At 43.3% G+C, this 25,269-nt stretch carries 26 protein-coding genes and 1 tRNA gene; 18 read left to right on the forward strand and 9 right to left on the reverse strand.

The window, feature by feature from the left end:
• The first annotated feature begins 74 nt into the window (after positions 1-74).
• The 10 genes from ACE01T_RS08515 (at position 75) to ACE01T_RS08560 (ending at position 9,846) form a co-directional block, all read left to right on the forward strand.
• Positions 75-2,855 (forward strand): nitrate reductase, encoded by a 2,781-nt coding sequence (locus ACE01T_RS08515; RefSeq protein ID WP_180080929.1) that lies wholly within the window; start codon positions 75-77, stop codon positions 2,853-2,855.
• Positions 2,852-3,478 carry a molybdenum cofactor guanylyltransferase gene (gene mobA, locus ACE01T_RS08520; protein WP_180043099.1) on the forward strand — a complete coding sequence of 209 codons (627 nt, stop codon included), beginning with the start codon at positions 2,852-2,854 and terminating at the stop codon, positions 3,476-3,478. The genes ACE01T_RS08515 and mobA overlap by 4 nt, the downstream gene beginning before the upstream one ends.
• A 133-nt stretch (positions 3,479-3,611) precedes the next feature.
• Positions 3,612-4,664 (forward strand): GTP 3',8-cyclase MoaA, encoded by a 1,053-nt coding sequence (gene moaA / locus ACE01T_RS08525; RefSeq protein WP_180043098.1) that lies wholly within the window; start codon positions 3,612-3,614, stop codon positions 4,662-4,664.
• Between the two features lies 1 nt (position 4,665).
• Positions 4,666-4,917, forward strand: a complete 252-nt coding sequence (locus ACE01T_RS08530; protein WP_131274261.1) for a MoaD/ThiS family protein — start codon at positions 4,666-4,668, stop codon at positions 4,915-4,917.
• A 1-nt stretch (position 4,918) separates the two neighbouring features.
• The gene (locus tag ACE01T_RS08535) at positions 4,919-5,452 is read left to right on the forward strand and encodes a molybdenum cofactor biosynthesis protein MoaE (protein ID WP_180043097.1); all 534 of its coding nucleotides are present in this window, start codon (positions 4,919-4,921) and stop codon (positions 5,450-5,452) included.
• Between the two features lie 84 nt (positions 5,453-5,536).
• A complete protein-coding gene (gene moaCB / locus ACE01T_RS08540) occupies positions 5,537-6,460 on the forward strand; it encodes a bifunctional molybdenum cofactor biosynthesis protein MoaC/MoaB (RefSeq protein WP_131274259.1) in 924 nt (307 codons plus the stop codon).
• Positions 6,457-7,698, forward strand: coding sequence for a molybdopterin molybdotransferase MoeA (locus ACE01T_RS08545; RefSeq protein ID WP_180043096.1), 1,242 nt, complete (start codon positions 6,457-6,459; stop codon positions 7,696-7,698). The genes moaCB and ACE01T_RS08545 overlap by 4 nt, the downstream gene beginning before the upstream one ends.
• 14 nt (positions 7,699-7,712) lie before the next feature.
• A complete protein-coding gene (gene modA / locus ACE01T_RS08550) occupies positions 7,713-8,471 on the forward strand; it encodes a molybdate ABC transporter substrate-binding protein (protein ID WP_180043095.1) in 759 nt (252 codons plus the stop codon).
• Between the two features lie 33 nt (positions 8,472-8,504).
• Complete coding sequence (gene modB, locus ACE01T_RS08555; protein ID WP_180043094.1) at positions 8,505-9,188, forward strand: molybdate ABC transporter permease subunit; 684 nt, start codon at positions 8,505-8,507, stop codon at positions 9,186-9,188.
• Position 9,189: 1 nt separating this feature from the next.
• Positions 9,190-9,846 carry an ATP-binding cassette domain-containing protein gene (locus ACE01T_RS08560; RefSeq protein WP_180043093.1) on the forward strand — a complete coding sequence of 219 codons (657 nt, stop codon included), beginning with the start codon at positions 9,190-9,192 and terminating at the stop codon, positions 9,844-9,846.
• A gap of 81 nt (positions 9,847-9,927) precedes the next feature.
• Here the strand turns inward: ACE01T_RS08560 and ACE01T_RS08565 are convergent, their stop codons facing one another.
• From ACE01T_RS08565 to ACE01T_RS08585, 5 genes are all read right to left on the reverse strand, one after another.
• Entirely contained in the window at positions 9,928-10,314 is a 387-nt protein-coding gene (locus tag ACE01T_RS08565; protein ID WP_092819349.1) for a carboxymuconolactone decarboxylase family protein, read from the reverse strand.
• A 291-nt stretch (positions 10,315-10,605) separates the two neighbouring features.
• A complete protein-coding gene (locus ACE01T_RS08570; protein WP_131274254.1) occupies positions 10,606-11,058 on the reverse strand; it encodes a universal stress protein in 453 nt (150 codons plus the stop codon).
• A 286-nt stretch (positions 11,059-11,344) separates the two neighbouring features.
• Positions 11,345-11,420: transfer RNA gene (locus ACE01T_RS08575), tRNA-Gly, on the reverse strand.
• A 65-nt stretch (positions 11,421-11,485) separates the two neighbouring features.
• Positions 11,486-12,907, reverse strand: coding sequence for a cysteine--tRNA ligase (gene cysS / locus ACE01T_RS08580; protein WP_180043092.1), 1,422 nt, complete (start codon positions 12,905-12,907; stop codon positions 11,486-11,488).
• Between the two features lie 347 nt (positions 12,908-13,254).
• The gene (locus ACE01T_RS08585) at positions 13,255-13,950 is read right to left on the reverse strand and encodes a DUF1826 domain-containing protein (protein WP_180043119.1); all 696 of its coding nucleotides are present in this window, start codon (positions 13,948-13,950) and stop codon (positions 13,255-13,257) included.
• A gap of 271 nt (positions 13,951-14,221) precedes the next feature.
• Between ACE01T_RS08585 and ACE01T_RS08590 the strand changes: the two genes are divergently transcribed.
• The 8 genes from ACE01T_RS08590 to ACE01T_RS08625 all read left to right on the forward strand — a co-directional run bounded on the left by ACE01T_RS08590 (position 14,222) and on the right by ACE01T_RS08625 (position 19,975).
• The gene (locus ACE01T_RS08590; protein WP_180043091.1) at positions 14,222-15,199 is read left to right on the forward strand and encodes a KpsF/GutQ family sugar-phosphate isomerase; all 978 of its coding nucleotides are present in this window, start codon (positions 14,222-14,224) and stop codon (positions 15,197-15,199) included.
• Between the two features lie 3 nt (positions 15,200-15,202).
• The gene (locus ACE01T_RS08595; RefSeq protein WP_092819354.1) at positions 15,203-15,742 is read left to right on the forward strand and encodes a KdsC family phosphatase; all 540 of its coding nucleotides are present in this window, start codon (positions 15,203-15,205) and stop codon (positions 15,740-15,742) included.
• Between the two features lie 41 nt (positions 15,743-15,783).
• A complete protein-coding gene (gene lptC, locus ACE01T_RS08600; RefSeq protein ID WP_180043090.1) occupies positions 15,784-16,332 on the forward strand; it encodes an LPS export ABC transporter periplasmic protein LptC in 549 nt (182 codons plus the stop codon).
• On the forward strand, positions 16,316-16,882 hold the full coding sequence (gene lptA, locus ACE01T_RS08605; protein ID WP_180043089.1) for a lipopolysaccharide transport periplasmic protein LptA: 567 nt from the start codon (positions 16,316-16,318) through the stop codon (positions 16,880-16,882). Before lptC ends, lptA begins: the two co-directional genes overlap by 17 nt.
• Positions 16,882-17,628 carry an LPS export ABC transporter ATP-binding protein gene (lptB, locus tag ACE01T_RS08610; protein WP_166168127.1) on the forward strand — a complete coding sequence of 249 codons (747 nt, stop codon included), beginning with the start codon at positions 16,882-16,884 and terminating at the stop codon, positions 17,626-17,628. The genes lptA and lptB overlap by 1 nt, the downstream gene beginning before the upstream one ends.
• A gap of 162 nt (positions 17,629-17,790) precedes the next feature.
• Positions 17,791-18,390: an IMPACT family protein gene (locus ACE01T_RS08615; protein ID WP_180043663.1), complete on the forward strand. Its 600-nt coding sequence runs from the start codon at positions 17,791-17,793 to the stop codon at positions 18,388-18,390.
• A complete protein-coding gene (locus ACE01T_RS08620) occupies positions 18,383-19,000 on the forward strand; it encodes an acyltransferase (RefSeq protein WP_180043661.1) in 618 nt (205 codons plus the stop codon). Before ACE01T_RS08615 ends, ACE01T_RS08620 begins: the two co-directional genes overlap by 8 nt.
• Before the next feature lie 132 nt (positions 19,001-19,132).
• Positions 19,133-19,975 (forward strand): universal stress protein, encoded by an 843-nt coding sequence (locus ACE01T_RS08625; protein ID WP_180043659.1) that lies wholly within the window; start codon positions 19,133-19,135, stop codon positions 19,973-19,975.
• Between the two features lie 142 nt (positions 19,976-20,117).
• Here ACE01T_RS08625 and ACE01T_RS08630 read toward each other — a convergent pair whose 3' ends face one another.
• The 4 genes from ACE01T_RS08630 to mutS all read right to left on the reverse strand — a co-directional run bounded on the left by ACE01T_RS08630 (position 20,118) and on the right by mutS (position 24,948).
• Complete coding sequence (locus tag ACE01T_RS08630; RefSeq protein WP_180043665.1) at positions 20,118-20,783, reverse strand: O-methyltransferase; 666 nt, start codon at positions 20,781-20,783, stop codon at positions 20,118-20,120.
• A gap of 135 nt (positions 20,784-20,918) precedes the next feature.
• Positions 20,919-21,632 carry a D-Ala-D-Ala carboxypeptidase family metallohydrolase gene (locus ACE01T_RS08635; RefSeq protein ID WP_086195110.1) on the reverse strand — a complete coding sequence of 238 codons (714 nt, stop codon included), beginning with the start codon at positions 21,630-21,632 and terminating at the stop codon, positions 20,919-20,921.
• Between the two features lie 140 nt (positions 21,633-21,772).
• Positions 21,773-22,096, reverse strand: coding sequence for a ferredoxin FdxA (gene fdxA / locus ACE01T_RS08640; protein WP_004279936.1), 324 nt, complete (start codon positions 22,094-22,096; stop codon positions 21,773-21,775).
• Positions 22,097-22,296: 200 nt separating this feature from the next.
• Positions 22,297-24,948: a DNA mismatch repair protein MutS gene (mutS, locus tag ACE01T_RS08645; protein ID WP_180043655.1), complete on the reverse strand. Its 2,652-nt coding sequence runs from the start codon at positions 24,946-24,948 to the stop codon at positions 22,297-22,299.
• Positions 24,949-25,269: the final 321 nt, after the last annotated feature.

Genomic DNA, 25,269 nt, shown 5'->3' on the forward strand with positions numbered 1-25,269 from the left:
ACTCTAAAGATTTAGATAGCTTGGAAAATAGAAGAAATTATTCAAGTGAATTTATTCGATAGAAAGGAGCATCCATGAATAGTATTCCCGTTATGGAACTGCATAGCTCCACAGAAATAAATACCAAAATCACCAATACCACCTGTCCCTATTGTGGGGTAGGTTGTGGTGTCACTGCGACTGTGCAGGACACTGCTTTAGGGCAAAAAGTGTCGGTTGCAGGGGATGTTAATCATCCATCCAACTACGGGAAACTGTGCATTAAAGGCAGTAATCTGGCCGATACCCTGGGGCTTGAAACACGCGTTCTTTATCCTATGCTGGGCAGAAAAAATCAGCGTGAAAAGACCGATTGGAATACTGCAACGGATTTAATTGCCAATAAGTTTCAGCAATGCATTGATCAATATGGTCGTGACAGTATTGCCTTTTATGTGTCCGGGCAATTGCTGACGGAAGACTATTACGTAGTGAATAAGTTCGTTAAAGGTTACCTCGGTACAGCCAATATCGATACCAATTCACGACTCTGCATGTCTTCCGCAGTTGCGGCACATAAACGTGCTTTCGGTGAAGATATTGTACCGGCAAGCTATGAAGATTTTGAACATACCGACATGGTGGTGCTGGTGGGTTCCAATACCGCATGGTGTCATCCGGTATTGTATCAACGCATCATGCAAGCCAAAGAGCAACGTGATCTGTTTGTGGTGGTGATTGATCCGCGCTTTACCAGCACCTGTGAAGCAGCAGACTTACATTTGCCGATTTTACCGGGGCAGGATGTCAAGTTATTTAACGGCTTATTGCAATATCTATCGCAAAATGGTCATGCTGCCCCAGATTTTATTGCTGCACATACCCACGGCTTAGAGCAAGCTTTGATCCACAGCCAAACTGAATCGTCCATTGAAGATGTCGTGGTACGTACCGGTATTTCACTGGAAAAACTGCAAGTTTTTTATCAGAAATTTGCCCAAACTGAAAAAGTAATGACTCTGTTTTCCATGGGGGTGAATCAGTCTTCACAAGGGGTAAATAAAGCCAATAGCATAATCAACTGCCATTTATTCACCGGAAAAATTGGCAAGCTCGGTGCAGCGCCATTTTCCATGACTGGTCAGCCGAATGCGATGGGCGGTCGTGAAGTCGGTGGATTGGCCAATATGCTGGCAGCACATTTAGAGCTGGAAAATGAAAACCATCAACAGCTGGTGCAAAACTTCTGGCAAAGTCCCTATATCGCCAAGCAGGCTGGGTTTAAGGCGGTTGATCTATTCCATGCGGTAGAAAGTGGCAAAATTAAAGCCATCTGGATTATGGCCACCAATCCGGTGGTGAGCTTACCCGATGCCGATCAGGTCAAACGTGCCTTAGACAAGTGTGAATTTGTGGTGGTGTCCGACATTTGCCAAGACACCGACACTACACAATATGCCGACGTGCTGTTACCGGCTTTAGGCTGGGGTGAAAAAGATGGTACAGTCACCAATTCTGAACGCCGTATTTCCAGACAGCGTGCATTTTTAGAAGAGCCAGAACAGGCTAAAGCCGACTGGTGGGCGATCAGTCAGGTCGCAAAACGCATGGGCTTTAGCGGTTTTGATTTTAACAATAGCCATGACATTTTTCTGGAACATGCCCGTTTATCGGCACATCAAAATGCAGATTTAAGCCAGTGCGATATAACGCCATATTTCCGCTATTTTAATTTAAACGGCTTAACAGATTTAACCTTTAATCAATATGATGACCTAAAACCGGTGCAATGGCCGGTCTGGACTAAACATCAGGCAGATGGTTGTGTAGCGCGACTTTATTCCAAAGGTCAGTTTAGTCATGCGGATGGCAAAGCCCAATTTATTGCCATTAGCGCAGTTAATCCCGTCAATCAGGTGTGTAGCGAATTTCCTTTGGTGCTGAATACCGGGCGGATTCGTGACCAGTGGCACACCATGAGCCGTACCAGTTTATCTGCCAATTTAAGTAGTCATCGCGCAGAGCCATTTTGTGAAATCCATCCACATGATGCCTTGAAATACGGGGCCAAAGATGGCGAGCTGGTGGAAGTCAAATCGAAATGGGGGAGTTGTATATTACGCGCCACAGTCAGTGACAACATCCGTCGTGGACAGGTTTTTGCACCGATTCACTGGAATGACCAGGTCGCGTCCGATGCACGGATTGGCAAAGTAGTCAATCCGGTGGTGGATGCCATTTCCGGTGAGCCTGAATTTAAGCATACCCCAGTCATCATCCAGCCATTTTACAATCAGTGGCAAGGCGTCCTCTATGTACGTCAGGGCTTTGAAAAGATTGTGCAATCATCCATTCAGAATATGGTGTGGTGGACCAAAATCATCACCGCCAAGGCTGTGCGTTATGAACTGGCCGACCGTAAAAAATTTACCCAGACCACAGAGCAGTTAAAAGAGCTATTACCATTTCAGGATGAAAGTTTTGAATGGCTGAATATTGAAGATCAGACTGCCCATATCAGTCACAGTGTGGTGCTGAAAGATGGGCATTTGATTGCTAGCCTATATATTGCTCCCAAGGCTTTATTGCCTGATCGTGACTGGGTCGCCAGCCTGTTTAAACGTGAACGTTTAAGTGCCATGCACCGCAAGGCATTACTTGCCGGACAACCGATGTCGATGGCAAATAATGAAGGTCCATTGGTATGTAGCTGTTTTAAGGTGGGTAAAAACCGCATTATTGAAACCATTAAAGAAAAAAATATAACCAATGAAAAACAGGTCACTGCCTGTTTAAAAGCGGGCGGTAACTGTGGTTCATGTCTGCCTGAAATTCGTGGTCTGATTAAAGCCTGTCAAATGGAGGCGGTAGAATGAGAAAAACCTTAAAAAATGCTGTTTATCCGAGCACCGATCTGGTGATTTTAGCCGGGGGGCAGGCACGGCGCATGAATGGCATCAATAAGCTGTTGCAGAAATTTGATGACCAGATTCAACTGATCAAAATCCATCAACAGCTAAAATCCGATGTGGCACATGTCTGGATTAACAGTCACCGGGATGATTCGATTTACCAGAAAATCATTCCCAGTATTGATTGCTATCAGGATGATGAGAGCGGCTTTTTAGGTCCACTGATGGGCATGAAAAGTGCCTGGGCACATGTACAGGCCGACTATGTGCTATTTGTCCCTTGTGATGTGACCTATATCCCTTCACGAGTTCTACTCAAGTTGCATCAAGCTTTGGCCAAAAACAGTCTGGCAGAGGTGGCTTATGTGGAAATCAACGGCAAGGCACTCTATCCATTTTGTCTGCTTAAACGCAGTAGTCTACCTACCTTCATCAGTCATCTCGAACAAAAACAGCGCAGTCTAAAACACTGTTTTGCCGACTTGCACGCTCAAGTGGCAAGTTTTAAAAATCGTGCCCTGTTTTTTCACAGCATTAATTCACTGGATGAGCTACAGCAGCATCAACAACTTAAATTTCTGCATTAAAACTGAATCTTTTGCCTTTGGCACAAACTTGGAACACTTATTGCAATTCTAACAATAACAAGATTGGGCACTTTAAATCTTGCGCACAATTGCTGTGCGGTAACAGGAAGTTGCTCGAAGATGGATGTTCAACATGAATATGATGACAGAACTTGAAACCGAAGCGCGTTTTGTCGATCAGTTTGGTCGCAGCAAGCGCAAATTACGAATTTCAGTGACCGATCGCTGTAATTTCAAGTGTATCTATTGCATGCCGGAACACCCTGAATGGATGAAAAAACACGATTTGCTCAGTTTTGAACAGCTTTATCATTTTTGTGATTTTATGGTGCGTCGTGGCATCGAATCTATTCGCATTACCGGTGGCGAACCTTTAATGCGTCAAGGCGTGGTGCATTTTATTGCACAACTACAACAGCTAAAAAAGCTGGGTTTAAAACGCATTTCCATGACTACCAATGCGCATTATCTTGGACAATATGCACAGGCTTTAAAACAGGCCGGACTGGATGATTTAAATATCAGTTTAGACAGTCTGGATGCACATCAATTTAAACAGCTGACACAAAAAGAGTTATCTCCCGTACTGGAAGGAATTCATGCAGCACAAGCGGTAGGTCTGCCAATCAAGATCAATTGTGTATTGATGAACGGGATCAATGACAATCAAATTCTGCCTTTGGCACGCTGGTCGGTTCAGCAAAAAATTATGCTGCGTTTTATCGAATTTATGCCCCTGGATGGTGACCGTAAATGGTCATCAGAACATGTGGTCAGCGAACAGCAGATTTTAGATAGCCTGAGTACTGAATTTACTGTAATTCAACAGCCAGGTGATTTATCACGCTCCAGTTCAGAGCCGGCACGACAGTATTTTATGGATGGCCATCCGCTTGGAATCATATCCACCATCACCAATTCATTTTGTGGAACTTGCGATCGTGTCCGCTTAACCGCACAGGGTGAATTTTATAATTGCCTGTTTGCTCCTCAAGGCCTGAATCTAAAAACTGAAATTAAAGCCCTGGGTTGTTCTGAGCCTTTGAGTGTGCTGAGTTTGCATGCCGTGTTATCAAAATATATCTGGAACAAAGAATCAGGTTATCACGCCATAGCACAACGTTTGGAAAATCAGCGCATGAATAAAAGCAGCCGAAAAATCAGCATGCACATGATAGGAGGTTAAGATGCCACAGATCAAAATTAAAATTGAGGCCTTTGGTGCGGTAGAACGCCAGTTACCGGAAAATCTGGAAATGATGTGTAGCCCATACAGCACGGTTGCTCAGGTACTGGCTCAAGTAGGGCAAGATTATCCGGCAGCGTTTGCCATGATTGAACGCTGTGCCTGTGCCATCGGTGAAGACATTATTTCACGCCAGACGCAATTAAGCATCGACAGCAGGCTAGTGCTGTTATCGCCAGTGGCAGGAGGCTGAAATGACGTTATTGAAAACATTTTGCAGAATTCAGGATACTGCCTTAAGCTTGGACAGTTTTGACCCGATCGAACATTTTCCCGAGTGTGGGGGAATTGGCGTATTCATCGGAACCGTGCGTAATCATCATGAAGGTAAAGCGGTTAAAGCGCTGAAATATACCGCCTATGCACCCGTGGCGGAAAAAATGATCCGTCAGATCGAACAGGAGATTCAGGCCAAATATGCGGTGTCCTATGTTCGGGTGATTCACCGGATTGGGGCTTTGGCTATTGGTGAAAAAGCCATTATTGCCATGGCCTATGCGGCCCATCGCCGCGAAGCCTTTGCTGCCTGTGAAGAAGCGGTGGAACGGGTCAAACATGAAGTTCCGGTATGGAAAGAGGAATTTTATCTGGATGGCAGCAGTCAATATGTAGAAGGCTGCTGTATCCGTAAAGATACAGCGGAGCAGGTGCATGTCCATCATCATGCAGATAAACAATATGCAGATAAACAACCTGCACACGGTGATCATGCCCATTGCCATCATTAAAAACAGTTTCATCTACTGAGTGAACCCGGGTAGATGTCAGTCAACAGCAATATTTAAAGTAAAAATGAATTCAGGAAATATGCAATGAAAAATGTCGGGATGAAAGCAGAAAGTTACCGGACTGCAGTAGCCACAGGGATTTTGCATGCACCGCCACATTGCATTGAATTATTACGTCAAGGCAATACTGAAAAAGGCGATGCCTTGAAGACAGCACGGATAGCAGGCATTTTAGCTGCGAAACGCACCGATGAGCTGATTCCACTGTGTCATCCGCTGCCGATTTACCGTGCCGATGTGGAATATGAACTGTTCGATGCCCATGTCGAGATTATTGCAACCGTAGAAACCATCGGTCCGACCGGGGTGGAAATGGAAGCCTTAACCGCAGTCAGTCTGGCCGGTTTAACGCTGTATGACATGTTGAAACCGCATTGTGAACCGGAAGATTTATGCCTGGATCAGGTCAAGTTACAAAAGAAAAAAGGCGGCAAATCCCATTTTACCCGTGTATTAAAAGAAGCGCTGCCTGCGTCTATCATTGTGTTGTCCGATACCGTTGCTGCAGGAAAGAAACCGGATACGGCAGGACAGAATGTGCGGGAAATTTTGCAGGAAGCCAATTTTAGCGATATTGCTTACCATGTCATTCCTGACAGTCCGGAACAGTTACTGGCCTTGATTGAACAGCAAAAAAATGACTATCCGCTAATTTTAACCGTTGGGGGAACGGGTCTGGGACCAAAAGATTTAACCGTGGAAACCCTGCAGCCTTTATTAAAACGTGAAATTCCCGGACTGATGGAAGCCTCGCGCAGTTTTGGCCAAAAGCGTACGCCTTATGCGGCTTTAAGTCGCGGTGTAGCCGGTTATATTGATAACAGTCTGGTAATGACTTTACCGGGTAGCCGTCAGGGGGCGAAAGAATCGTTGATTGCAGTCTTGCCGGCATTGGTACATTTATTTGATGTCCAGAAAAATATTCCCCATCCAGGGGGGTACCAATGAATAGCATCATGTCTGGATGTGGAGCAGAGCATGGCCTGATTACGGTAGATCAGGCCCTGGATTTAATTTTGCAGCATACTCAGGGACTGGCCACGGAAAGTCTGGAGTTAAATGGGGCTTTAAACCGCTATTTGGCGCAAGAGGTTTATTCTGCCATTAATCTGCCCTTATTTTCGCAAAGCGCTGTAGATGGCTATGCAATTTGCGCCCAATCTGCCATTGAGCCGCATAGCGAATTTAAACTGATCGGTGAAATTCAAGCCGGACATTCGTCCGAATTACAACTTAAGGCAGGGCAAGCCGTACGGATTTTTACTGGCGCCAAAATTCCCTATGGAACCACCACGGTGGCACGTCAGGAAATCGTCAAGCTCATCGATTCAGGCAAAATCGCAATAGTCGAAAACCTGCATGCTCATGCCGATATTCGCAATGTGGGTGAAGAAATTTCGGTTGGACAATTATTGGCCCACAAAGGACAGTTCCTTTCAGTAGGTGCAATTGCCTCCTTAAGTATGGCAGGCATTCAAAAGGTTGAAGTTTTTCGCTATCCCCAAGTTGCAGTGGTCATTACGGGAGATGAAGTCGCGAGCAGCATCGAGGATTTTGCAGCAGGAAAAATTTTTGATGCCAATGCTCCCCTGATTCAGGCCTGGTTTCAAAATGCAGGACAGCAGGTTGAAATTTTCCATGTGGCTGATACAGAAGATGCCGTGAAAGCCTTAATCCAGGAATTATCGGAAAGCCATGATGTGATTTTAACCACCGGTGGTGTATCCGTTGGAGATTATGATTTTATTCGACCGGTAGCCCTCGATTTGGGTTTTGAACAGCTGTTCTGGAAAGTGAAACAAAAGCCGGGCAAGCCGATGTTCTTTGCAGAATTAACACGCCCTGATCGCACACGTTGTTATCTGCTTGGACTGCCGGGCAATCCGGCAGCAGTTTATGTAGGCATGCAAATTTATACTTCAACCCTGTTAAGGGCTTTGCAAGGACAGAAACAGCAACCGGACTGGTTTAGCGTCGTGTTGACCCATGAGCTAAAAATGGATAGCCGAGAACGTTTTTTAAGAATGTCGGCCAGTTTTGATCAGGGACTGCTCAAAGTCCGGAGCTTGTCCAAACAGCAGTCACATATGCTGAGCAATTTAATGCAGGCCAATTGTCTGGTCAGGATTCCTGCGGGAGCTGCATTATCTAAAGGGCAAATCGTGCAAGGTCTGTTTATTCACTGAGAAGGAAAATATCGATGAAAAAATCCCTGTTTTTAGCAGCGTGTTTGTCAGTTACATTTTCCTCTACCTATGCAGGCACGGTAAAAATCTACGCAGCAGCCAGTCTGAGTAATGCCCTTAACGACATTAAAAAATTGTATGCAAAGCAGCATCCGAAAACGGATGTTGTAGCGGTATTTGGTGCATCCTCAGCACTTGCCAAACAGATTGAAGCTGGTGCCAGCAGTGACCTCTTTTTCTCTGCAGATCTGGACTGGATGAATTATCTGATTAAAAAGCAATTCATTCATCACAATAGGGCCAAGCCCGTATTGTTCAATCAGCTGGTGGTCATTAGCCCGAAAAATTTAAATATTGCATTTAAGCCACAGCCCAATTTTAATTTTGCCCAAGCCTTTAAAGGGCATTTATGTACAGGACAAATGGAGTCAGTACCTGCGGGTAAATATGCCAAACAGAGTTTGATCAAGCTGAATTGGCTGGCTCAGCTCAAAAGCCGCATTGTAGGAACGGATGATGTTCGTTCAGCCTTGGCTTTTGTAGAGCGGGGTGAGTGTGAGGTAGGCATTGTTTATAAAACGGATGCATTTATTAGCCAGAAAGTGAAAATAATCGGAACTTTTCCCGCAGATTCGCATCATCCCATTATTTATCCGATTGCCTTGACCAAGCAGGGCGAGAAAAATGCAGAGGCAATGCAGTTCGAAAAATTTGTGAAAAGCAGTTCACAGGCAAAAAGCATCTTTCAAAAATATGGATTTCGCATGAATTAATCTATAAATCAACCATAGGGAGATCGCCACGCAATGTTCAGTCCCGAAGAACTGAGTGCCTTATATCTTTCCGCAAAAGTCGCCTTCTGGGCAACGGTCATCTGTTTACCGTTTGCAGTGGCTTTGGCCTGGACATTGGCACGCCATGAATTCAGGCTGAAATTTTTGCTTGAAGCATGTTTGCAATTACCGATGGTGCTGCCGCCTGTGGTCTTGGGCTATTTACTGTTGCTGCTGTTTGGCAATAAAGGCTGGATTGGACAATATCTGAATGCGCTCGGGATTGAACTGGCCTTTAACTGGAAAGGGGCGGTACTGGCATCAATGATTGTGGCATTTCCCTTGATGGTGCAGCCGATTCGCCTGTCTTTTCAATTGATTAACCGGCAATTAGAACAGGTGGCCGGCTCGTTGGGAGCAAGCCCGTTCAGGGTGTTTTGCAGTATTAGCCTGCCTTTGGCACTGCCGGGCATGCTGATCGGGAGCATTCTGTGTTTTAGCCGAAGTCTGGGAGAGTTTGGTGCCACCATTACCTTTGTCGGCAATATTCCAGATGAGACCCGCACCATTCCAATCGCGATTTATTCCTTGCTGCAACAACCCAATGGCGAAGAATTTGCCATGCGGCTGGTGGTCTTATCTTTATTTCTGGCATTTTCAGCCCTGATTGCGAACTATTTTATTTTGCAAAAATATCAACGGAAATTGGGAGCCTGATATGTTGAAATGTGATTTTCTCTATCAGCAGGGTGATTTCAGCCTGAACGTTGAACTGGAGATGCAGCAGCAACTGTTAGGCATTGTCGGAGCATCAGGGAGTGGCAAGAGTACCTTGCTAAAAAATATTGTGGGTTTGCTCAAGCCACAACAAGGCTATATCCAGTTGAATGAACAGCTGTTAATAGATACCCGGCAGAATATTCATATCCCGATGTATCAGCGCAAAATCGCTTTAATTTTCCAGCATGCCTTGCTGTTTCCACATATGAATGTGCAGCAGAATCTACGCTATGCAGAGAAATTAGTAGATAAGTCAGAACGAAAGTTCCAGTTTGATGACATTGTCGAATTGCTGGATTTGACCACCTTGATACAACGTAAGGCCCATCAGCTTTCTGGTGGGGAAGCACAGCGGGTCTCGATTGGGCGGGCACTGCTATCTTCCCCCCATTTATTGCTTCTGGATGAACCCTTAACGGGACTGGACCGTAGCTTAAAACAGCAAATTTTACCGTTTTTTAAACGGATAAAAGAGGAGCTGGATTTGCCAGTGATTTATGTCACACATCATCCCGAAGAACTGGAATATCTGGAAGCGGAAACTTTGCAGTTAAGTCAAGGTCAATTACAGCGCAATTCAATGGATTGCGGTTGAATCAGATCGTCAACAATAAAAATAGCCTAAGCAATTTAAATGCTAAACTGCTTAAACCATTTCTATAAATATCAAATTATATTATTCAGTTTTTTGATATTCATTGATGACTTCAAGTGCAGCACGAAAGGCTTCCTGGGTGGCAGGAGCGCCACAGTAGGGCAAACTGTGTAATAACACTTCCTGAATTTCTTCTACTGTTGCACCGTTATTGAGTGCACCACGAACATGTCCCTTAAGTTCTGTGGGGCTTTTTTGTGCGGTTAAAAAAGCAATGGTGATCAGTGAACGATATTTACGTGGAAGAACGCCTTCGCGTTGCCAGGTTGAACCCCAGGCATGTTCATTAATCCAGTCCTGTAAAGGCTGGGTAAAGGGTACCGTATTGTCCTGTGCACGTTTTACGAAAGCTTCGCCCATGACTTCGGTGCGAACTTTTAAACCATTTTCAAAATCTTGTTGTGACATGTTTTGCTCTTTGAATGTCTATAAAAAATTGTGAACAAAGTTTATGTCTTAATCACGTTTATGCGTATAGGTTTATGGTCGTAGTTTGATGTTTTTTATAGAATCTGCGAGATGATTGCTTGGCTCATGTCTATGTTTTTAAATGCTAATCTAAGTGTTTTAAAATGAGTGCAGCAATAAGGTCAGCTGAGCAGAACACAAATCCTTAAAAGACAGTTTTTAAGCCCAATTGCGTGAAGCCATTAACTCAGAAGTGATAGGTTAATGGCATAAAAAAGCAGAGTAAAAGGGTTATTGGGTATGTTTAACCACAAGCACAGGAACATGACTGGCGGTCAGAATATCTTGGGCAATACTGCCAATGAAGGTTTTTTTCAAACCGGTTCGGCCATGCGATCCAACCACAATCAAATCGGCCTTTAGTTCATCGGCAAGTTCAGCAATGGCCTCACTAGGGGATTGTTTGGCTAAAAGCTTGGTTTCTGCTGGAATACCTGCTTCGGAAAATCTGGCACCTAGCTCGGCCAATATATTTTTAGCATGAGCTTGAGCTTCCATAAAATAATCAGTGACGCCGGGAACATTTTTATAAAAACTGACACTGGTTAAAGGATCAATAATCACTACGCTCACAATGGTCACTTTACTGCCAAAAGCTTTGGCTAACACCATGGCCTGATCAGCTGCGGCTACGGCAATGGGCGAGTCATCGACAGAAACTAGAATGTGCTGGTAATACTCCATGATGCTGTCCTCTTGTTTCAATATTTATTATTTGTTCAAAGCTTAACATAGCCGGAATGTGGAAAGGAAAAAGGATAAAAATGTATCTTTTATGATTTATTATTGAGCCTGTAAATTATTTTAATTAATTTTCTAAACCATCTATGCGAGGGCAAACGATCTTGTGTATTTTACTAAAAAGTTTAAGTGGAACTATCATTATGGGTTTGGCGTATATTCAGCTTAAAACTTAATGAGATTAATAAATAAAAAAGCCCAGATCAATTGATCTGGGCTTTTCATATTCTGGAGCGGGAAAGGAGACTCGAACTCCCGACCCCAACCTTGGCAAGGTTATGCTCTACCAACTGAGCTATTCCCGCAATATGGAAGTGAATTATAGAGAGTTTCTTTTAACTGTCAACTCTTTATGCTTCCAAATGATTAATTAATCAGCACGACGCCAAATAGTGCCTTGACGTGTATCTTCCAGAACCACACCTTGATCCAGTAAAGACTGGCGAATTTCATCGGCCTTGGCAAATTCTTTGGCCTTTTTCGCATCTTTACGTTGCTGAATCAAATCTTCAATCTGTTCTTCAGATAAACCTAATGCTTCCTGACCAATATCAGACTTCAAGAAGTCATCAACATTGTACTGAACCAGACCTAGAATATTGGTAAGGTGACGTAAAGTTGAATAATAAACCGCTGCCTGCTCCTGGTTTTCGTCTTTCACTGCACGGTTGAATTCTTTGTTGATTTCAAACAGTACAGCAATGGCTTCTGCTGTATTGAAGTCATCACGCATAGCAGTATTAAAACGTTCAACCAATGCATCATCCAGAGTTTCTACGGTTTTTTCACCGTAGACCTGCTGATAAGCCTTAAATGAATGATAGAAACGGGAAAGGGCTGTTTTGGCTTCTTTTAATGCCACATCCGAGAAGTTCACTGGGCTGCGGTAGTGTGAAGACACAATAAAGTAACGGATCACTTCAGGGTGGAATTTTTCCATCACATCACGAATGGTAAAGAAGTTGCCTAAAGACTTAGACATTTTTTCGCCATCAACATTAATGAAACCGACATGCATCCAGTAATTCACATACTGTTCATCCGTAGATGCTTCTGATTGGGCAATTTCATTTTCATGGTGCGGGAACATTAAGTCTGAACCGCCACCGTGAATGTCAAAATGATTGCCTAGGCAGCAAGTTGACATTGCCGAACATTCGATATGCCAGCCCGGACGGCCATTGCCCCAAGGTGAAGCCCAAGACGGTTCATTTTCTTTGGCATGTTTCCACAGCACAAAGTCAAATGGATGTTTTTTCTCTACTTCAACATCAACGCGTTCAGATGCACCGGCCTGCATATCTTCCAGTTTACGGCCTGAAAGACGGCCATATTTGGCAAATTTTTCCACTTCAAAATACACATCACCATTTGATGATGGATAAGCAGTGCCTTTATTGACTAGGTTACCAATCATGCTTTGCATCTGGTCGATGTAATCAGTCGCACGAGGGGCTTCATCTGGATGCAGACAGCCCAAGTTTTCAGCATCTTCATTCATTGCTTGAATGAAACGATCCGTTAAAGCTGTAATGCTTTCCCCATTTTCATTGGCACGTTTAATAATTTTGTCGTCAATATCGGTAATGTTACGTACGTATTTTACATTCCAGCCCTGACTGCGCAGGAAACGGATAATGTAGTCAAATGCAACCATCACTCGAGCATGCCCAATATGACAGTAGTCATATACGGTCATACCGCAGACATACATGTCGATATGACCTTCTTTACGAGGTACGAATTCTACTTTTTTACGTTGCTCTGAGTTATATAGAACAAATGGCTGCATAGGTCTTCTAAGATGCTTTTACAAAAGATGGCTCATCTTAACCTAAGCATTTTTTTTCATAAAGTTAAAACGAAAAAATGCAGAAGTTTTTTAGGGAATATAAAACTCGATATGAAAATTTAATGTCATTACTTATGGCTTAAGAAAGCACACTGCTCATGAAAATAATCAGCGATACCTGAAAAATAACAATTCAGCAATCAAAATAGTTGTATAGCGGGAATGTGAGTTCATACGGACCAATCTGTCCCGTTCCTCTAGAGCATTCAAGAGCAGAGCATTGAATAAACAGACAGATGTAACATCTAAATCTTATAGATCAAGTGAGCCCTATATCTCATCAATATTTAACAGATCAAGAGAAGTCTGTATTCACCCGCTTCAGCAGGCGCTCTATGCACGCAAGGCAAAACGGGCTGCGTTGGATGATCGACAGCCAAACGCCAAAGATGTCCCTGGCCTAAATTGATCGGTGTTGCATCCGCTTTGGGGGCATAATGCAAATCAAAGAAATATTCTTCCAGGAAATTTTCGAACTCAGTTTCTGGACCATCATGTAAGTCTTTCAGCTTTGCTCTTAATTCGGGAATCAAAATCTTTTGCTCAACCTGATCATTTGGCAAAATATCACTGGCACAACCAGAATAAGTACATAAGAAAGTATCGGTTTCTATAGGTGAGCGGTCAACGTGATAGGAATACACATCTGTTGCAATGAAATCCAGCTCTTCATCCCGTTCATAACTTTTAAGTAAATTAAGAGATGGGGATGCTCCGAAATCGGTTAATAGCTGGATATCTTTTAAGATCATTTCCCGAGCCAGATGACCTTGTTCTGAAAGTTGCAGCGCTAAAAGATCTTCCACAGAAATTTCTGTAATATTCTCTTTTAATTCAAGTTTAGTCACAATCTCTTTAAAATCACCAGCCAGATTTCTATACCAGCACATGGCATTCATATTTCCTTGAAACTTGGAATTGACCAGTTCAGGAAAAGTGGCAACCACACCAATTTGCTTGTGATCAGAAAGCGTATTTTTCATATGAGAATTAAATAATAAACCAAGTTTCATAATATACACTCAGCTTTACATAAATGCAGAATGATTCATGACACATGACCTGAAGAGAGTAAGGATGACGTTCGCGATAAACCTGAGTTTTACTCACCATAATTTCTGCACAATTATTGAAATCTTGTAATTTAGAAACGTGACATTTGCATAGATATGATAAAATTGCGAAAATTATTTTTTGCTTGATTGAATCAACTCTGTATAGAGTAAAGGTAAACCTATTTTGAACCCACCAAATATGCCAAATCAAATAGACTTTCAAAAAGTTGCATTAGAAACTTTGCGTATAGAAGAACGAGCACTGGAAATATTGGCAACACAAATTGACGATCGTTTTAGTCGTGCCTGTGAAATCATCTTGAAGTGTCGAGGGCGTTTAGTCATTACCGGTATGGGGAAGTCAGGGCATATCGGCCGTAAAATGGCAGCAACCTTTGCTTCTACAGGTACGCCGTCATTCTTTATGCACCCAGGTGAAGCGGGACATGGCGATTTGGGCATGCTGGTTCCTGGCGATGTGCTGATTGCCATTTCTAACTCGGGCAAGAGTGATGAAATCATGATGCTCATGCCATTAATCAAGCGTCTGGAAATTCCTCTAATTACCATTAGTGGCGACAACAAAGGCCCTATGCCGCAAAATGCCGATGTCGCTTTAACCTTGGGAAATATTCAGGAAGCCTGTCCACTGGGTCTGGCACCGACCTCAAGCACCACGGCAACTCTGGCTTTAGGCGATGCCTTGGCGGTTGCCTTGCTGGATGCACGTGGTTTTACTGCTGATGATTTTGCGCTGTCTCATCCAGCCGGTGCATTAGGTAAACGCTTGTTGTTACATGTCGAACACCTCATGCACACAGGTACAGAATTGCCAAAAGTCTCTCCAGATACACCAATGAATCAGGTTTTATACGAAATTTCAAACAAACGCCTAGGTTTAACCACAATTGTCGATCAAAATGACGTTCTATTGGGTATTTTTACTGATGGCGATTTACGTCGTTTAATTGATAAACAACAAGGCTTTGATGTGAACTTGCCGGTTTCTGAGGTCATGACTAAAAATCCATTGACCATTTCGCAAGAGGCACGTGCCGTTGAAGCCCTAGAGCGCATGAACGAAAAGAAAATTAATCAATTTGTTGTAGTAGATAGTGCAAACAAGGTTATTGGCGTGATTAGCATGCATGACCTGATTCAAGCCGGGGTAAATTAATAAATGGCATCTTATATTTTATTGGAACAGGCGCGCCATGTTGAAGCTTTGGTTCTTGATGTCGATGGAATTCTGAGTGATGGTTTTGTCACCCTGACCAATACCGGGGATGAAATCAAGTCCTTTGATATCCGTGATGGTTTAGGTATGAAACTCGTACAGAAAGCCGGTGTAAAAGTCATTATTATTACTGGACGTAAAAGCAATATTGTAGAAAAGCGCATGTCTGACTTGGGTGTAGACCTGGTTTTCCAGGGCCGTGAAGACAAAGGCACTGCATTACGCGAAGCCTGTGCCCAATTGAATGTTGCTCCAGAAGACTGTTTATATATGGGCGATGACTGGCCTGATCTTTCGGCATTTGCCATTGCCGGTATGAAAGTGACTGTTCCCAATGGTCATGTCGAAGTTCGACGCCGTGCTGACCTTGTTACTCAGGCCATGGGTGGTCGTGGTGCAGTGCGTGAAATCTGCGACATGATTCTGACGGCCAAAGGGGCTTATGAACAGCTGCTTGAAACCTATACCGCTGCCCCACATTAATTGTTAAACAATTCATTGAATTTGAGTTAAGTGCCACACTTATGGATACAAAAGTTTTATACCTGACTGCTATAGCAATTGCAGCTATAAGTGGTGGTTACTACTATTACAGTGGTAAGGGCAACAAGCTCGAGGTTGATTCAGCCAGAAGCATGACCTATTCCGCTGAAAAAATTAACCTGACTCAAACCGATGACAACGGTAATTTGTATGCCCGTGCTCAGGTCGACCGTATGGAACAGGACATGCAAAAAGAAACGGCCAAACTCGAGAACCTGAATGCCTCGCTGTATAAAAATGGCGCAGTTGATGCCACTTTTTATGCCAAAGTGGCGAACAGTTATGATGACAATCAACGGGTGATTCTGTCAGGAAATGTCGTGGCGACCAAGTTGATGCCACAGGGCAAAATGCAGTTTCAGACCCAGGAATTAACCGGATATCCTGAAACCCGGGAAATTGAGACAGATAAACAGGTCATTGTGCAATCTCCGCAAGCTGAATTTGTAAGCCAAGGTCTGAAAGCCAATTTAAATGACGGTCAATACGAATTTTTTAATATTCGAGGAAAATATGAACCACAATCTTAAGCTTACATTGTCTAAAACTTTGCTTAAACAGGCAGCTTTAGCCGGTTTGGTTGTATTCTCGTCGGCAGCGGCATTGGCCATTCCATCTGACCGAAATCAGCCTATTTCACTGGTTGCTGACCGTGCCACCTATAATGAAAAATCCGGGGTGACGACCTATAGCGGGAATGTCATCATCGAACAGGGCACCATGAGATTGCAAGCCAACTCTATTGTTGCCAATCTGAACAGTCAAAAACAGATCAGTAGCATTACGGCGACAGGCGGTCCGGCACGTTTCCAACAACAAATTGATGTCAATAAAGGCTTGGCGAAAGGTCAGGCACAAAAGATTCTTTATAATGCCCAAACTGGCATTATCACCTTGTCCGGCAATGCATTTTTACAGCAGGATGGGGCAAGTATTCGCGGTAATACTTTGAAATACAGCATGAATAAAGGTGATGTTGAAGCGACAGGTACACCGAACAATACTGGCTCATCTTCAGGTCGCGTACAAATTATTATTCCACCATCTAGCTCAAAAACGTTCCCAGGAGCACGTGATTAATGGATCAACCGCTAAATCAGCCCCAAACATTGTGTATTAAACATCTGGCAAAAAACTATAGTAAAAGATGGGTTGTGAAAGATGTCTCTTTTCAGATGCAGAGTGGACAGATTGTAGGCTTACTTGGTCCAAACGGTGCGGGTAAAACCACAAGTTTCTATATGGTGGTGGGTTTAGTTCGGATGGACAAAGGCGAGATTCATTTGGATGATCTTGATTTGTCAGACTTGGCCATGCATGAACGTGCCCGTAAAGGCATTGGTTATTTGCCGCAAGAAGCCTCAATTTTTAGAAAACTGACGATTTCTGAAAACATTATGGCGATTCTTGAAACCCGTAAAGATCTGAACAAGCAACAGCGTCAACAGCGTTTAAATGAACTATTGGCAGATTTTAAAATCACGCATATTAAGGATTCACTGGGGATGAGTGTGTCTGGTGGTGAGCGCCGTCGTGCTGAAATTGCCCGTGCTTTGGCGGCCGATCCCAAGTTCATGCTGCTTGATGAACCTTTCGCGGGGGTCGATCCTATTTCTGTAGCGGACATCAAGGATATTATCCGTGAACTTAAAGACCGCGGAATTGGTGTACTGATTACCGATCATAACGTACGGGATACATTGGCGATTTGTGAGCATGCCTATATTGTCAGTGAAGGTGCGGTAATTGCAGAGGGTACACCGCAAGAAGTGCTTGAAAATGACACTGTGCGCAAAGTCTATTTGGGTGAAGATTTTACTGTTTAATTAAAGTTTAATCAGAATGATTTAATCTTATAAATTACAGTATCATTTAAGTTTAAATATTTTTAATTATTAAGAAACCTTCTTTTATAGGAGGTTTTTTTGTATCTGCAAGCGGTTCAAAACAGGCTATACTGCTGCTGTATTGTTATTTATTCCAGATTTATGCCATTTACGATTGCCTCATCCGTTACTTTCGAAGAAGACATTAAAAAAAGTCGCTTTCAGGCGATTGCTGCACCAGTCGAAAATGAACAGGATGTCAAAAACTTTTTAGAGTTCCATAAAGATATCACCACCACACATCAGTGCTGGGCATGGAAAATTGGCCATAATGTTCGTTTTAATGATGATGGTGAACCATCAGGTACTGCTGGACGCCCGATTTTGGCAACCATTGAAGGCAATGAATTAACCAATATCATCGTTCTGGTCAATCGCTGGTTTGGCGGTATTAAACTCGGAACGGGAGGGCTAGTTCGGGCCTATGGTGGTTGTGCAGGGCAGTGCCTGGTACTGGCGGAAAAAATTGAACTGATTGAAAAAAAGAAAGTCAGCTTTGCCTCCCATTTTAATGAATGGGCTATTTTTCAGTATGAGTTGAACCACCAAAACATCGAATTTCAAGAACAATATACTGCCACAGGCGTACAGGTCGAAGCCTTGTTACAAGTTCATCAAATTCAGCCTTTGGCACTGAAAATTCAGGATGTGACTCGCGGACGTGAACAACTGAAAATTGTAGAAGAGCCGAACCATGACTGAACAGGATCCGCTATTAAAATATCGTGAACAACATAAGCACCGTTTAAATTACATGCCGTGGCTGTACTGGTCATTAAAACCGAAAAATCGCGGCTGGGCAGAACAGTGGCAAAAAGAATATCAGGCTTATTTGATGGAAATGGAAACTGTCGAAATTGGTGAAAACTGTTTTATTTCACCGCTGGCCCATATTTTTGCCGAGCCGGGCCGGAAAATCACGATTGGTGACAATACTTTTATTGCCGCAGACTGTACCTTGCATGGTCCTTTAGAAATTGGCAATGAAGTGGCCATTAACCATCACTGTATTCTCGATGGTGGGCGCATGGGGATCAAGCTACATGATCAGGTCCGTATAGCTGCATATTGCCATTTATATGCTTTTGACCACGGGATTGAACTTGCACAGCCCATTTACCAGCAAGCGGTACGTTCTCAGGGCATCGAGATTGGTCAGGATGTATGGCTAGGCGCGCATGTGGGTGTTAAAGATGGTATAAAGATTGATGCTCATGCCATTGTCGGCATGAACAGTATGGTCACAAAGGATGTTGAAAAGGCAACTATTGTTGCGGGTAATCCGGCCAGGTTTATTCGTCATCGGGATTAAAAAATCCAAGAAAATGAAGATGAATCAGGGAGTAAGTTTAATTACATAAAAGCCTGCACAGCGGTGAAGAGTTATGCTAAGTTAAAATAACAATTAGACTTAAAGCCTGTATGGGCGAAAAGCGAGGCGAAAATGAAACGTGTAATCGCTTGTATTGATTCTTCTCCATGTGTAAATGCAGTGGCTGAAGCTGCGGCATGGGTTGCAAAGCAGACACAACGTGAATTGGTACTATTACAGGTTTTAGATTATTACCCGGCTAGTTATCATTTGGGGGAAATTAGTGGGGTGATCGGGTTTGAAAGTAATGCAATGTTACTGAAAGAACTGGCAGAACTTGAACAAAAACAAAGTGAACTGGCACTGGATTACAGCAATAATCTTTTAACCCATATTTCTGACATGATTCAGCAGAAGTATGAGATTAGCGCCTCGCATCTGCAAGAAAAAGGCGATTTCCTGGAACAAAGTTTTCATGTGCTTAAAGAAGATGACATCGCCATTATTGGCCGGGTCGGAGAGCGTTCTGCGGAACGAAACAAACCAATAGGCAGTAATGTAGAAAATTTTATTCGTGGTGCAAAATGTACCGTAATGACCGTCGGGGAACAGTTTAAACCACCCACACGATTCATTTTTGCCTATGAATATTCACCAACCTGCGTTAATCTGATGAAACGTGTCGCACAAAGTGATTTATTAAGACTCTTACAGTGCCATCTGTTATATGTAGGTGATCATCCGGAAATACTGAATGAACCTTCGCAGTATTTACGTGATGCCGGGATGGATGTGGTGACTGAATACCGTTATGGCGATGTTTCGGAAAATATACTGGAATACCAAAGTGAACATGGCATACAACTGATATTGCTGGGTGCATTTAGTCACAGCAAGATTCGCCAATTCTTTTTGGGAAGTGTGGCAACAAGTATATTCCGAAACTCAACCGTACCCTTACTGGTGGTGAAATAACTGAGTCAATATCTAACAGGTTTGATTAATAATTGCCCATAGTTATCCGCATAAGTTGTGGATAACTATATGGACAGTATCTGTAAGTTATTAATAAAAAACAAAAAAAATAAAAAGATTGTTTTTTAACCTTTGTGTCATATTATTTCACTATGGCAAGTGCAAAGCCATCATGTCCTTTGCTACCAACTGTTTGTAATGCAGTACAGGACAAAATTCGAGGATGGTCTTGCAAGGCGACAAACATATCGCGAATACCTTCAATACTAGGTTTGTGGTTTGCAGGATTAATGATCTCGCCAGCACGAATCACGTTATCCAGCACAATAATAGTCCCTGAATGGGACAAGTTTAAGCTGAGTTCTAGATACTCTGGATAACTCTGTTTGTCGGCATCAATAAACACAAAGTCAAATGGTTCAAAATCTGCAGGCAATGCCTTTAATACATCTGCTGCACGCCCTACCTTAAGCTCAATGGTCTGCGGAAGTTTGGCATGATCAATATTTTCCTGACCCAAAGCTGCATGAGTATCACGACCCTCAATGGTCAGAATGTAGCCATCTTCTGGTAGCGCACGAGCCAACCACATTGTACTGTAGGCAGCAAAGGTACCCAGTTCCAGTACACGTTTGCACTTGTTCATCTGAATCAGCATTTGCAGCAGCATGCCCTGATTGGGTGCGACTGCGAGGTGATCTGGAAAACCTTTATCTTCAGTATTTTTTAATGTCTGTAGCAGAATGGGGTCTTCTGGAATTAAATGTGAATCGATGTAAGCATCAATCTCTGTCCACATTTGTTGCATAGTCTGGTCACCTGTGTTGCGATGCATGCATTTTAAACTTTTCCATTCAGAGTGCAATTTATCGTTTTGATTTATTGAAAATAGGGCAATAAAAAAGAGATCAGCAGGATCTCTTTTTTACCGCAATACACGATTTTAAAAATTACACATCGAGCTGTGGCGTGAGTGGTCTGGACCCCAGGTGCGGTAACCTTGAGTATCAATATGGATTTGACCAGAAGCATATAGCCCAAGTCCCATATTCAGGCTTTGTCCGTACTGCACCCAGAATTGACATAATTTAAATTTGCTATTTTCAATAAATGCATAATCTTCTGCTTGGGGCACTTCAGGCCCAATACGGAAATCGATCGCCGAATTAAATAAGTGGCGTGATGAATTTGCGCCACCGGCACACTGGTTAAGTGACAAATCCCGGTAAACAGAGGTCACTTCAAAGTCAGTAAGCACTTTGGCAGCAACCAGGTATTTAAAGACACGTAAAGTTGCAATTTGATTGTTCCACAATTCACGGTTAGGAATCATATATTGTGGACGGCCGCATTTTTGCCAGTCACGGGCAGAACGCAACAATTCGAAACTTGGGATAATATTGCCGACACCATTACGTTCCAGAAAATTTTCATATTCACGGACACGATGTAAATTATCACCGATGGCAATCCATGAATTATAAACATAAGGTACTGTTTTAGGTGGAATTGGGCGTTCAAGGCTAATGCGTTCTTGAGGAATGAAGATCCGTTTTCCATGGGGCATTTGCCCTTGTTTCTGAGGAGATGTGCTACATCCAATCATGACAAGTGGGACCAAGCTCAAGCCCAGTAAGCCCTTTAAAACATGCTTCATTATAGAAATCAGATATTTATAAATACATGCTATTTTAATCTAATTTGAAGGATAAAATTTGAAAATATTGCAATCAAATGTTTTTTTAAGTATAAAAAAAGATCAGCCTATGCTGATCTTTTTCAGGCTCAGAAACAGTCTTATTTTTCCAAGTATTGTAACTTGTCGGCTTTACCGTTCCATTCTTCACGATCGGCAGGCTGGTCACCAATTTGAGTGATGTTTGGCCATTTTTGTGAAAGATCGGCATTCAGCTCAATAAAGACTTCCTGACCTTCAGGCAACTCATCTTCCGAGAAAATAGCATTTGCCGGGCATTCAGGTTCGCATAATGCGCAGTCAATACATTCATCTGGATTAATCACGAGGAAATTTGGACCTTCGTAGAAACAATCTACCGGACAAACTTCTACGCAGTCTTGGTATTTACATTTAATACAATTTTCAGTGACAACAAAGGTCATGGCGACAGCTACCTAAAAAATATGGTTCTAGTTACTCTTGCTGTATTTTAGGCAAAAATGCTGCTAAGTAACAATTGCTTTTATTGATATTTATTATATATAAGGCTGTTAATTTTAGTAAAAATTGAATATTTCATTAAATATATGTAGTAAATGAAAAAGACTTCTATTTAGAAGTCTTTTTCTGGCACAGATTTAAATTAGCTTTCCAGGGCATCTTTTAAAGCATAAATTTGTTGCAAGGCTTCCCGGGGAGAAAGATTGTCTACATCCAGCGATCTTAACAACCTTAGTGCAGGGCTATCTTTTTCAATTTCCACTACACGTTCAATAATTTCTACAGCCGGTTCATCGATCGCACTAAACAAGTCATTTTGTACTACCTTATTGACCTGTTGATGTTGCTGTTTTTCCAGAATCTTTAACCGATTTTGTGCTTCTTTAATCACGCTGGCAGGAATACCGGCCAGTTTTGCTACCTGTAAGCCATGGCTTTGACTGGCAGGGCCGTGCTGAACCTTGTGTAGCAGGATTAAATTACCGTTCAGCTCCTTGGCTGTGACATGATAGTTATCAATTCCTGATTCCTTGCCCAGTTCGGTCAACTCGAAATAATGAGTCGCAAACAGGCACAGGCACTTAATCCGTTTGCTCAGGTCAATCACACAAGCCCAGGCTAGAGACAAACCATCATAGGTACTGGTTCCGCGTCCGACTTCATCCATCAGTACCAAAGACTGGTTGGTGGCATGATGCAGAATTTGCGAAGTTTCGGTCATCTCCACCATAAAAGTCGATTTACCGGTCGATAAGTCATCTGCTGAACCAATACGGGTAAACACGCGATCAATCGGGCCTAATACTGCGGACTTTGCAGGCACATAGGAACCGCAATAGGCCAGTAAACTGATCAGTGCGGTTTGACGCATAAAGGTGGATTTGCCGCCCATATTCGGACCGGTCACAATGGCCATACGGTGGTTAAAGTCTAGTGTGGTATCGTTCGGGGTAAAAGCAGTTTTGCTTAAGGCTTCCACCACAGGATGCCGGCCTGCAACAATTTTAACCCCAATTTCAGGGCTGAATTCTGGACGGGACCAGTTGCGTAAACGCGCCTGATGGGCAAAATTGGCCAGCATGTCAATCTGGGCAATAGCGCTGCTCATCATCTGTAAATTGCCAATGTCTTGACGTAATTCATCCAGCAGCATTTCAAACAGCATTTTTTCACGCGCAAGGGCACGTGATTCGCTGGACAGGACTTTATCTTCAAAAGATTTCAGTTCCGGCGTGATATAACGCTCGGCATTTTTTAAGGTCTGGCGACGGATATAATGATCCGGTGCCTGCTCGGCTTGAGCACGAGTCAGTTCAATATAGTAGCCACTGACACGATTATAGCCAATTTTCAGGGTTGAAATGCCGGTGTTGGCACGTTCTTGAGTTTCCAGATCAATCAGGAACTGGCCTGCATGATCACGGATTTTACGCAGCTCATCCAGTTCACTGTCAAATCCTTCTGCAATGACATTGCCATCACGGAGTAATACCGGAGGGTTTTCGACAATCGCAGACATCAGGCGTTGATGCAGGCCATTAAAATCCCCTAGTTCATCTGTCAGCTGCTGAATTAGAACGGATTGCTTAGTCTGCATCATTGGCTGTAGGGCATGGCGTAAAAAAGGAATTTGCGCACAGGCCTGACGTAGTTGTACCAGATCACGCGGACGTGCACTGCCTAAAGCGACACGGCTCAGTACACGTTCAATATCGCTAATTTCTTTCAGGACCAGACGAATCGGTGTTTCATGATAACCGCTCAACATAGCGGCAATGGCATCCAAACGGGCATCCAGTATTTTGGTGTCGCGTAAAGGCTGCATCAGTGTACGGCTGAGCAGTCGGCCACCCATGGCAGTCTGGCAGTCATTGATCAGCTGGAACAGGGATGTACCATGTTCAAATAGAGGTTCAACCAGTTCCAGATTGCGACGCGTGACCGGATCTAGCGCAATAAAATCACTGCTTTGTTCTAGCTGAATCGAGCGGATATGCGGTAAAGCAGTTTTCTGGGTTTCTTTGGCATAATGGATCAGTGCCGCTGCCGCCGCTTTGGCCAGCGGTAAATGGTCAATTCCGAAGCCGGACAGGGTAGATACCGCGAACTGGTCACATAAGGTTTTTTGTGCATTATTCAGGTTGAAATCGACATTCGGACGACGGGTCACAGGGCAGTCGAGTTGTTTTTTGATCTGCTCGATAATATTGGGATCGACAATATCTTCATCTACCACAATTTCACTTGGCATTAAGCGGGAAAGTTCAATTGCCAGTTGTTCGTGATGAAACTCTTGTTGTTGTACCTTGAAAATACCGGCACTTAAATCCAGCAATGCAATACCAATTTGCCCCTGATGTAAGCAGAGTGCAACCAGATTGGAAGACTGATGACTGTTCAATAGCGCATCATCGGTCAGGGTGCCCGGAGTGATGATACGCACCACACCACGCTCCATAGGTGCCTTTCCGCGAGAGCCTGCGCTCTCGCCCTCACCAAGCTGTTCGCAAATGACCACGGTTTCGCCTTTTTTGACCAGACGGGCCAAATAGCCTTCAGCGGCATGATAGGGAACACCTGCCATGGGAATCGGTTCGCCATTGGCCTTACCGCGGTGGGTTAAGGTAATCCCCAGTAATTTGGCGGCTTTATGGGCATCGTCAAAAAACAGTTCATAAAAGTCACCCATGCGATAAAACATCAGGGAGTGCGGGTGCTGCATTTTGACGCTCATGTACTGCTGCATCATCGGCGTTAAAGTGGAAAGATCAGCCATGATTTCCGGGTAACTCATTGAGGTAAAATCCTTAAATATTTAAATACATCTCATCGTTAAAATTTGGCTGTCTCACCAATTTCAAATTTATGCATGAAACGATATGCGTTAAATCCTAGACTCTGGCTTTGTTCTTATTGTTATTTTCAAGCCAACCCGAGCTATGGAAAAACGCTATTTCATTTGCTCAGACATCTTATCAAATTTGCATGAATTGCGAAAAATGCTTTGCAGTAAAGTAAGCGTCCGCTGAATCCCATACCAATTTTTAATTCGATTCAGGTTTCCAGCAGTGCGGCAGCAATTCTTCAATTTGGGTCACTTTGTGTGTCGGCAGCT

The sequence above is a fragment of the Acinetobacter uliginosus genome, from assembly GCF_044130295.1.
Lineage (GTDB): Bacteria > Pseudomonadota > Gammaproteobacteria > Pseudomonadales > Moraxellaceae > Acinetobacter.